This window comes from Pseudoalteromonas sp. Z1A6 (assembly GCF_011378745.1).
Classification (GTDB): Bacteria; Pseudomonadota; Gammaproteobacteria; order Enterobacterales; family Alteromonadaceae; genus Pseudoalteromonas; species Pseudoalteromonas arctica.
Genome location: NZ_WTKW01000208.1, coordinates 1 through 7,591, shown reverse-complemented (window position 1 = coordinate 7,591; position 7,591 = coordinate 1). Strand labels below are relative to the sequence as shown.

The window sequence follows — 7,591 nt, the reverse complement described above, 5'->3', positions numbered from 1 at the left end:
TGCGATTTGTTTAATTTACGATGAAATCAGGAACAATAATTGCTTAGGCTACCACTTTGGTCTAACTTGATTTTAATTAAAGTCACTTAACAAAACCAAATAAGTGTTTCTGTCGTATAATTTTTATAAATACACTCGCATAGTCATCTAAAATGATGTTAAAATCTCGACAATATGTGATGAGTTTTACTACGTTGCTTGTTTGATATTTCTAGCAAGCTGCTCTTTTGTACCTTGATATAACTTGGAATAACTCAAATGGCGACGTGGTTGATACGATTTTTCAGTTTCTTTCCTTTAATGTAATGCAAGTGCGTATGATCAATATAAAAAAAGGTCTGGATTTACCCTTAGAGGGCTCGCCACAGCAAGTTATACATGACGGTTCTGCTGTCAAACGTGTAGCTGTGCTTGGTGAAGAGTTTATCGGTATGCGTCCAACCATGCATGTTCGTGTGGATGACCAAGTCAAAAAAGGCCAGGTACTTTTTGAAGATAAAAAGAACCCAGGCGTCCTATTTACTGCTCCAGCTTCTGGCACAGTAAAAGAAATAAATCGTGGTGCTAAACGTGTGCTGCAATCTGTTGTTATTGAAGTAACAGGCAGTGAGCAAATCACCTTTGACTCTTTCAAAGCAGACGAGCTTGCGAGCTTAGAGCGTGAAAAAGCCAAAGAAGTACTTATCCAGTCTGGTCAATGGACAGCACTTCGTGTTCGCCCATTCAGCAAAGTAGCGGCTGTGGATGCAAATCCTAGTTCTATTTTTGTGACCGCAACTGACACAAACCCATTAGCTGCAGATCCTGCAGTAATAATTGCCGAAAATGCGCAAGCATTTGAAGCGGGTCTTGCTGTTATTTCGCGTTTGACCGATGGCAAAGTATTTGTGTGTAAAAAAGCAGGTAGCCAAGTTCCTAGCTCATCTATAGCTCAAGTAGAAGTACATGAGTTTGGTGGTGTGCATCCGGCTGGCCTCGTTGGCACTCATATCCATCATCTTGATGCAGTTTCTGTTAGCAAACAAGTTTGGCATATTGGTTACCAAGACGTTATTGCGTATGGTCACTTATTCCTTACTGGTGAAATTTACACAAATCGTGTTATTTCGCTTGCAGGTCCTCGCGTTAAAAACCCACGTTTAGTGAAAACACAACTAGGTGCTTCATTGGATGATTTAGTGGCTGGTGAGCTAGAAGACGGAGATAACCGTGTTATTTCTGGTTCTGTTTTATCTGGTTCTATTTCAAACGGTGTTCATGCATTCTTAGGTCGTTACCACGTTCAAGTATCTGTTTTACTTGAGGGTCGCGAAAAAGAATTGTTTGGCTGGATTGCACCAGGTAGTGATAAATTCTCTGTAACGCGTACATTCCTTTCTCACCTTGCGCCGAGTCGTTTATTTAAAATGACAACGTCAACAGGTGGTTCAAAACGTGCCATGGTACCAATTGGTAGCTACGAGCGCGTAATGCCGCTAGATATTTTGCCTACTCTATTATTACGTGACTTAATTGCACGCGATTTAGACAGTGCAATTTCATTGGGCGCGCTTGAACTTGATGAAGAAGATTTAGCGTTATGTACCTTCGTTTGTCCAGGCAAATACGAGTATGGTTCTATCCTACGCGATTGCTTAACTACGATCGAGAAGGAAGGCTAGAGAGATGGGTTTAAAAAAATATCTAGAAGATATCGAGCCGAATTTTGAAGCCGGTGGTAAATATGAGAAGTTTTATGCACTGTATGAAGCAGCTGCAACTATTTTTTATACACCAGGCTACGTAAATAAAGGCGCGACACACGTACGCGATAATATCGACCTAAAACGCATGATGATTTTAGTGTGGATGGCGACGTTCCCAGCTATGTTTTTTGGTATGTTCAATATCGGCCATCAGGCCGCAGGTGCTTTAGCACAAGGTTTTGAACTAGCAAACACGTGGCAAGTTGGTTTGTTCCAGTTATTCGGTGGTGAATTAATCGCTGATGCAGGCTGGGGCGCTAAGATGTTCTATGGAGCATGTTTCTTCCTGCCTATCTACGCGGTAACATTTGCAGTAGGTGGTTTTTGGGAAGTAATATTTGCTTCTGTGCGTAAGCATGAAATTAACGAAGGTTTCTTCGTTACTTCAGTATTATTCGCACTTATTTTGCCTGCAACGATTCCTTTATGGCAAGTTGCATTAGGTATTACGTTTGGTGTAGTAATCGCTAAAGAAATCTTTGGTGGTACTGGCCGTAACTTCTTAAACCCTGCTTTAGCCGGTCGTGCGTTCTTATTCTTCGCATACCCAGCTCAAATCTCGGGTGACACAGTATGGACAGCAGTAGATTCTTTCTCTGGTGCAACTATGCTAGGCCAAGCATTTGTTGGCACACTTGATTTTGCAAACATGGAATTATGGTGGAATGCGTTTTACGGTTTCATTCAAGGTTCTGTAGGTGAAACATCTACACTTGCATTATTAGTAGGTGGTTTGTTCTTAATTTACGTTCGTATCGCTTCTTGGCGCATCGTACTAGGTGTATTCCTAGGTATGGTAGCAACTGCATTTTTACTAAATGCTGTTGGCTCAGAAACTAACCCTGTATTTGCAATGCCTTGGTATTGGCATTTAGTACTTGGTGGCTTTGCGTTCGGTATGTTCTTTATGGCTACTGACCCTGTATCAGCTGCATTTACTGACAAAGGTAAATTAGCATATGGTCTATTAATTGGCTTTATGGTGGTTATGATACGTGTTGTGAATCCTGCTTTCCCAGAAGGTATGATGCTAGCAATCTTATTTGCTAACTTATTCGCTCCACTGTTCGATCACTTTGTAGTGCAGGCTAATATTAAGCGGAGGTTGGCACGTAATGTCTAGTAATAACGAATCAATCGGTAAAACGTTATCAGTTGTTGTCGCACTATGTTTAGTGTGTGCAATCATCGTATCGTTTGCTTCTGTACAGCTTCGTCCTTTACAGCAAGCTAATAAAGAAAAAGATATTCAAAGTAATATCTTGGCTGCTGCGGGTATCGATAAAGTTGAAAATGTTTTAGAAACATTTGATGCAAAAATCGAAGCGCGCGTTGTAAACATGACTACAGGTGAGTTTGTAGATACAGACCCAACAATCTTTGACTTTGAAAAAAGCAAATATGATGCAGCGCTAAGTGTTTCTCTTAAAGAGAAAGGCGTTAAAGATATTGCTGGTATTCAACGTGTGACTAAAGAGTCGCCGGTGTATATCTCTAAAAAAGAAGATGGCTCAGTTGATGCAATCATTCTTCCTATCCAAGGCTACGGCTTATGGGGCTTAATGTATGGTTTTATCTCGCTTGAAAGCGATGCTGAAACAGTTAAGAGCATTATCTTTTACAAGCATAATGAAACCCCTGGTCTAGGTGGCGAAATTCAGAATCCACAGTGGACAGCTACATGGGAAGGTAAAGAACTTCCAATTCAAATTGTTAAAGGTACTGCGGGCAATGATGAGCATAAGATCGATGGTCTTTCAGGTGCTACATTAACGTCTAACGGTGTTGATCATGCAGTTGATTTTTGGACTGGCGAAAATGGCTTTGGCCCTTTCCTTGCGAAAGTACGTAAAGGAGCATTGAAATAATGGCTGATACTAAAGAAATGAAGGCGGTCCTATTTGGTCCGGTTTTAGCTAACAACCCAATCGCACTACAAGTACTTGGTATTTGTTCAGCGCTAGCGGTAACGTCTAGCTTAAAAAATGCGTTAATCATGTCAATTGCATTGACACTAGTAACAGCGTTTTCGAGCTTCTTTATCTCGCTTATTCGTAACCAGATCCCATCATCTGTTCGTATCATCGTACAAATGACAATTATTGCATCATTGGTAATCGTTGTTGACCAAGTATTACAGGCATTCTCTTACGCTACGGCAAAAGAGCTTTCTGTATTCGTTGGTCTAATCATTACTAACTGTATCGTAATGGGTCGTGCTGAAGCATATGCGATGAAGTCGCCACCAATTATGTCTTTCCTTGACGGTATTGGTAATGGCTTAGGCTATTCTGTAGTACTACTTACTGTTGGTTTCATTCGTGAGCTATTCGGTAAGGGTTCACTATTCGGTGTTGATATTATCCCATTAGTACAAGATGGCGGTTGGTATCAGCCTATGGGTCTATTGATCTTACCACCGAGTGCATTCTTCATCATTGGTTTATTCATATGGGTACTTCGTACTTATAAGAAAGACCAAGTAGAAGCTAAAGCGTAAGGGGCAGATAGTGGAACATTATATTAGTTTATTTGTAAAAGCCGTTTTTATTGAGAACTTAGCGTTGTCATTCTTCTTAGGCATGTGTACTTTTTTAGCAGTATCTAAAAAAGTAACTACATCAATTGGCCTAGGTATAGCGGTTATAGTTGTATTGGGTATTTCTGTACCTGTTAACAACTTGGTTTACCATGCGGTACTTGCACCCGGTTCACTTACTTGGTTAGGTTACCCGGATGCAGATCTTAGCTTTTTACGTTTCTTAACTTTCATTGGTGTTATTGCAGCACTAGTGCAAATACTTGAAATGGCATTAGATAAGTTTTTCCCTGCACTATACAACGCGTTAGGTATCTTCTTACCACTTATCACAGTTAACTGTGCAATATTTGGTGCGGTATCATTCATGGTTGAGCGTAACTATAACTTCGGCGAGTCTGTTGTTTATGGTATTGGCGCTGGTGTTGGTTGGGCACTTGCAATTACATTACTTGCAGGTATCCGTGAGAAACTGAAATATTCAGACGTGCCAGACGGCTTACGTGGTTTAGGTATTACCTTCATCACTGTTGGTTTAATGGGACTTGGCTTTATGTCATTCTCTGGTATTTCACTGTAAAGGGTAGCGAGGATAAATCATGGATTATCAGATTTTCTTAGGCGTTGGTGTTTTCATCGCTATCGTTGTACTACTAGTTTTAGTGATCATTGGTGCTAAATCTCAGTTAGTTGCAAGCGGTGACATCATCATCGGTATTAATGGCGATAAAGACAAAGCCATTACTACATCAGCAGGTAATAAGCTTTTAAGTGCATTATCTGAGTCAGGTATTTTCGTATCATCTGCTTGTGGTGGCGGTGGCTCTTGTGGTCAGTGTCGTGTTCACATTAAAGAAGGTGGCGGCGATATCTTGCCAACTGAACTTGATCACATATCTAAAGGTGAAGCCCGTGAAGGCTGTCGTTTAGCGTGTCAGGTAAATGTTAAAAACGACATGGAAATTGAACTTGAAGAGTCAATTTTCGGTGTTAAAAAATGGGATTGTGAAGTTATCTCTAACGATAACAAAGCAACGTTCATTAAAGAACTTAAACTGCAAATCCCTGGTGATGAGTCAGTGCCTTTCCGTGCGGGTGGTTACATCCAAATTGAAGCGCCACCTCACCATGTTAAATATGCAGATTTTGATGTTCCTGAAGAATATCGTGGCGACTGGAACCATTTTGGTTTCTTCGATCTGGAGTCAAAAGTAGACGAAGAAACTATTCGTGCATACTCAATGGCTAACTACCCAGAAGAAGAAGGCATCATTATGCTTAACGTGCGTATTGCTGCTCCGCCTCCGAGAAACCTAAGCTTGCCATGTGGTAAAATGTCTTCGTACATTTGGTCACTTACAAAAGGCGACAAGGTAACTATTTCAGGTCCATTTGGTGAGTTCTTTGCTAAAGACACAGATGCAGAAATGATCTTTGTTGGCGGTGGTGCTGGTATGGCGCCAATGCGTTCACATATCTTTGACCAACTTAAACGTTTAAACTCTAAACGTAAGATGAGCTTTTGGTATGGTGCACGTTCTGAACGTGAAATGTTCTACGTAGAAGATTTTGACGGCCTAGCCGCTGAAAATCCTAACTTCGTATGGCATACAGCGCTTTCAGATCCACAACCTGAAGATAACTGGGAAGGCTATACTGGCTTTATCCATAACGTGTTATTTGAGAACTATCTTAAAGATCACGAAGCGCCGGAAGATTGTGAGTACTACATGTGTGGTCCTCCAATGATGAACGCTGCAGTTATCACTATGCTTAAAGATTTAGGTGTTGAAGACGAAAATATCTTATTAGATGATTTTGGTGGCTAACACTAATACCAAAACAGTTTAGTTTTGGTTAAAATACCAGCCTCGTAGCACTTGTGTTACGAGGCTTTTTTTATTCTTTAATTTTATCAATCTATTAAGTAGAGCTGTTATGAATCGAGTAAGTACTTCACAAGGCATAATGGCCTTTTTACTAATCACACTGATCTTATTACTGTCTGGGTGTGGTGAAAAACCAGAGTCGAGGGAAACCTTTTTAGAAGGTAAGACTATGGGAACCACTTATCATATTAAATATTATGATGAGCAAACCCAGCTATCGGCCTCACAATTACAGCTACAAATAGACGCTGTTTTAAAAGATGTAAATCAGTCTATGTCTACTTACATAGAAGACTCTGAAATAAATACATTTAACAGATTACCTGCAAATCAAGTGATGCCAATTAGCGAAGATTTTAGGGCTGTTATATCTGAGTCTATTCGCTTAGGTGAATCAACTAAAACACTTGATGTAACCATGGGACCTCTCATTGACTTATGGGGCTTTGGTCCTGATAAAAAACCAACCAATCGCCCAACAGATGAAGAGCTTGCTTCAATGGTTGAAAAAATAGGTATTGATAAGCTTATTTTAAATGAACAGGGTTTAGCTAAAACAGTTAATGGGTTAGAGCTTTCGTTTTCAGCAACGGCTAAAGGCTACGGTATCGACAAAATAGCGCAGCTATTAGAAAGCCACAGTATTACTAACTACATGGTTGAGATTGGTGGTGAGCTACGTATAGCGGGTGAAAAGCCAAATAACCAGGATTGGAAAATTGCGATAGAACAACCAGATGCACAACCTGGAGAGCGTAAAGTACACCGTGTTTTATCACCAGGTACAAGTGGGATCGCAACATCAGGTGATTACCGTATTTTTTATAAAATGGATGGGGAGATCTATACTCATTTAATTGACCCTGTAACCGGCATGCCTATTAAGCACGACTTAGTGTCGGTAACTGTGCTTCATCCAAGCGCTATGACAGCAGATGGTTTAGCGACTGCTCTTACTGTGATGGGTATGGAGAAAGCTCAGGCATATGCTCAGCAGTACGATTTGCCAGTGTATTTAATAGGTAAATCAGAAGAGGGTTTAGTTACTTATTCAAGTCCTGCATTTAAACCTTATTTATAGTATGGTGCGGTCTTGTTTATTTCCACGTTATTTGGGTATATAATAGCAGTTGCTCAAAAATGTTTGAGTTTAATTAATTGCTGATCAATAGGGGCTAAGCAATGTCACTTTTTCTTCTTACTTTTGGCTTACTAATTTTAATAGTGTCGGCTATGGCCGTTGGTATGATCGTGCAAAAAAAATCTATGGCAAGTAGCTGTGGTGGTTTAGGTTCGGTTGGTATTGATAAAGCCTGTGATTGCGATGATCCATGTGATAAACGCAAAAACCGTTTAGCTAAAGAGCAAGCCTGGAAAGAAAATCAAATTATTTAAGTTCTCTTAAATATTAAAAAGCG

Annotated in this window: 8 protein-coding genes; all 8 read left to right on the top strand. The window is 40.2% G+C overall.

Going from position 1 to position 7,591, the window contains the following annotated elements; translation table 11 throughout:
• Positions 1-317 precede the first annotated feature (317 nt).
• The 8 genes from GQR46_RS13260 to nqrM all read left to right on the top strand — a co-directional run bounded on the left by GQR46_RS13260 (position 318) and on the right by nqrM (position 7,568).
• Positions 318-1,661: a Na(+)-translocating NADH-quinone reductase subunit A gene (locus GQR46_RS13260; RefSeq protein ID WP_165728483.1), complete on the top strand. Its 1,344-nt coding sequence runs from the start codon at positions 318-320 to the stop codon at positions 1,659-1,661.
• A 4-nt stretch (positions 1,662-1,665) separates the two neighbouring features.
• Positions 1,666-2,868: an NADH:ubiquinone reductase (Na(+)-transporting) subunit B gene (locus GQR46_RS13255; RefSeq protein WP_165741194.1), complete on the top strand. Its 1,203-nt coding sequence runs from the start codon at positions 1,666-1,668 to the stop codon at positions 2,866-2,868.
• Positions 2,861-3,613, top strand: coding sequence for a Na(+)-translocating NADH-quinone reductase subunit C (locus tag GQR46_RS13250; protein WP_165728484.1), 753 nt, complete (start codon positions 2,861-2,863; stop codon positions 3,611-3,613). The genes GQR46_RS13255 and GQR46_RS13250 overlap by 8 nt, the downstream gene beginning before the upstream one ends.
• Complete coding sequence (locus GQR46_RS13245) at positions 3,613-4,245, top strand: NADH:ubiquinone reductase (Na(+)-transporting) subunit D (protein WP_007584891.1); 633 nt, start codon at positions 3,613-3,615, stop codon at positions 4,243-4,245. The genes GQR46_RS13250 and GQR46_RS13245 overlap by 1 nt, the downstream gene beginning before the upstream one ends.
• A 10-nt stretch (positions 4,246-4,255) precedes the next feature.
• Positions 4,256-4,864 carry an NADH:ubiquinone reductase (Na(+)-transporting) subunit E gene (nqrE, locus tag GQR46_RS13240; protein WP_002958896.1) on the top strand — a complete coding sequence of 203 codons (609 nt, stop codon included), beginning with the start codon at positions 4,256-4,258 and terminating at the stop codon, positions 4,862-4,864.
• A gap of 19 nt (positions 4,865-4,883) precedes the next feature.
• The gene (gene nqrF, locus GQR46_RS13235) at positions 4,884-6,113 is read left to right on the top strand and encodes an NADH:ubiquinone reductase (Na(+)-transporting) subunit F (protein ID WP_007584893.1); all 1,230 of its coding nucleotides are present in this window, start codon (positions 4,884-4,886) and stop codon (positions 6,111-6,113) included.
• A gap of 109 nt (positions 6,114-6,222) precedes the next feature.
• The gene (locus GQR46_RS13230; protein ID WP_165741193.1) at positions 6,223-7,254 is read left to right on the top strand and encodes an FAD:protein FMN transferase; all 1,032 of its coding nucleotides are present in this window, start codon (positions 6,223-6,225) and stop codon (positions 7,252-7,254) included.
• 101 nt (positions 7,255-7,355) lie between these two features.
• Positions 7,356-7,568 (top strand): (Na+)-NQR maturation NqrM, encoded by a 213-nt coding sequence (nqrM, locus tag GQR46_RS13225; RefSeq protein WP_007376137.1) that lies wholly within the window; start codon positions 7,356-7,358, stop codon positions 7,566-7,568.
• Positions 7,569-7,591: the final 23 nt, after the last annotated feature.

What these genes read in the sequence shown, in the direction of transcription:
- GQR46_RS13255 (WP_165741194.1), top strand. Translation starts at nt 1,666, where the DNA reads ATGGGTTTAAAAAAATATCTAGAAGATATCGAGCCGAATTTTGAAGCC.
- nqrM (WP_007376137.1), top strand. Translation starts at nt 7,356, where the DNA reads ATGTCACTTTTTCTTCTTACTTTTGGCTTACTAATTTTAATAGTGTCG.
- GQR46_RS13245 (WP_007584891.1), top strand. Translation starts at nt 3,613, where the DNA reads ATGGCTGATACTAAAGAAATGAAGGCGGTCCTATTTGGTCCGGTTTTA.
- GQR46_RS13260 (WP_165728483.1), top strand. Translation starts at nt 318, where the DNA reads ATGATCAATATAAAAAAAGGTCTGGATTTACCCTTAGAGGGCTCGCCA.
- nqrF (WP_007584893.1), top strand. Translation starts at nt 4,884, where the DNA reads ATGGATTATCAGATTTTCTTAGGCGTTGGTGTTTTCATCGCTATCGTT.
- GQR46_RS13250 (WP_165728484.1), top strand. Translation starts at nt 2,861, where the DNA reads ATGTCTAGTAATAACGAATCAATCGGTAAAACGTTATCAGTTGTTGTC.
- GQR46_RS13230 (WP_165741193.1), top strand. Translation starts at nt 6,223, where the DNA reads ATGAATCGAGTAAGTACTTCACAAGGCATAATGGCCTTTTTACTAATC.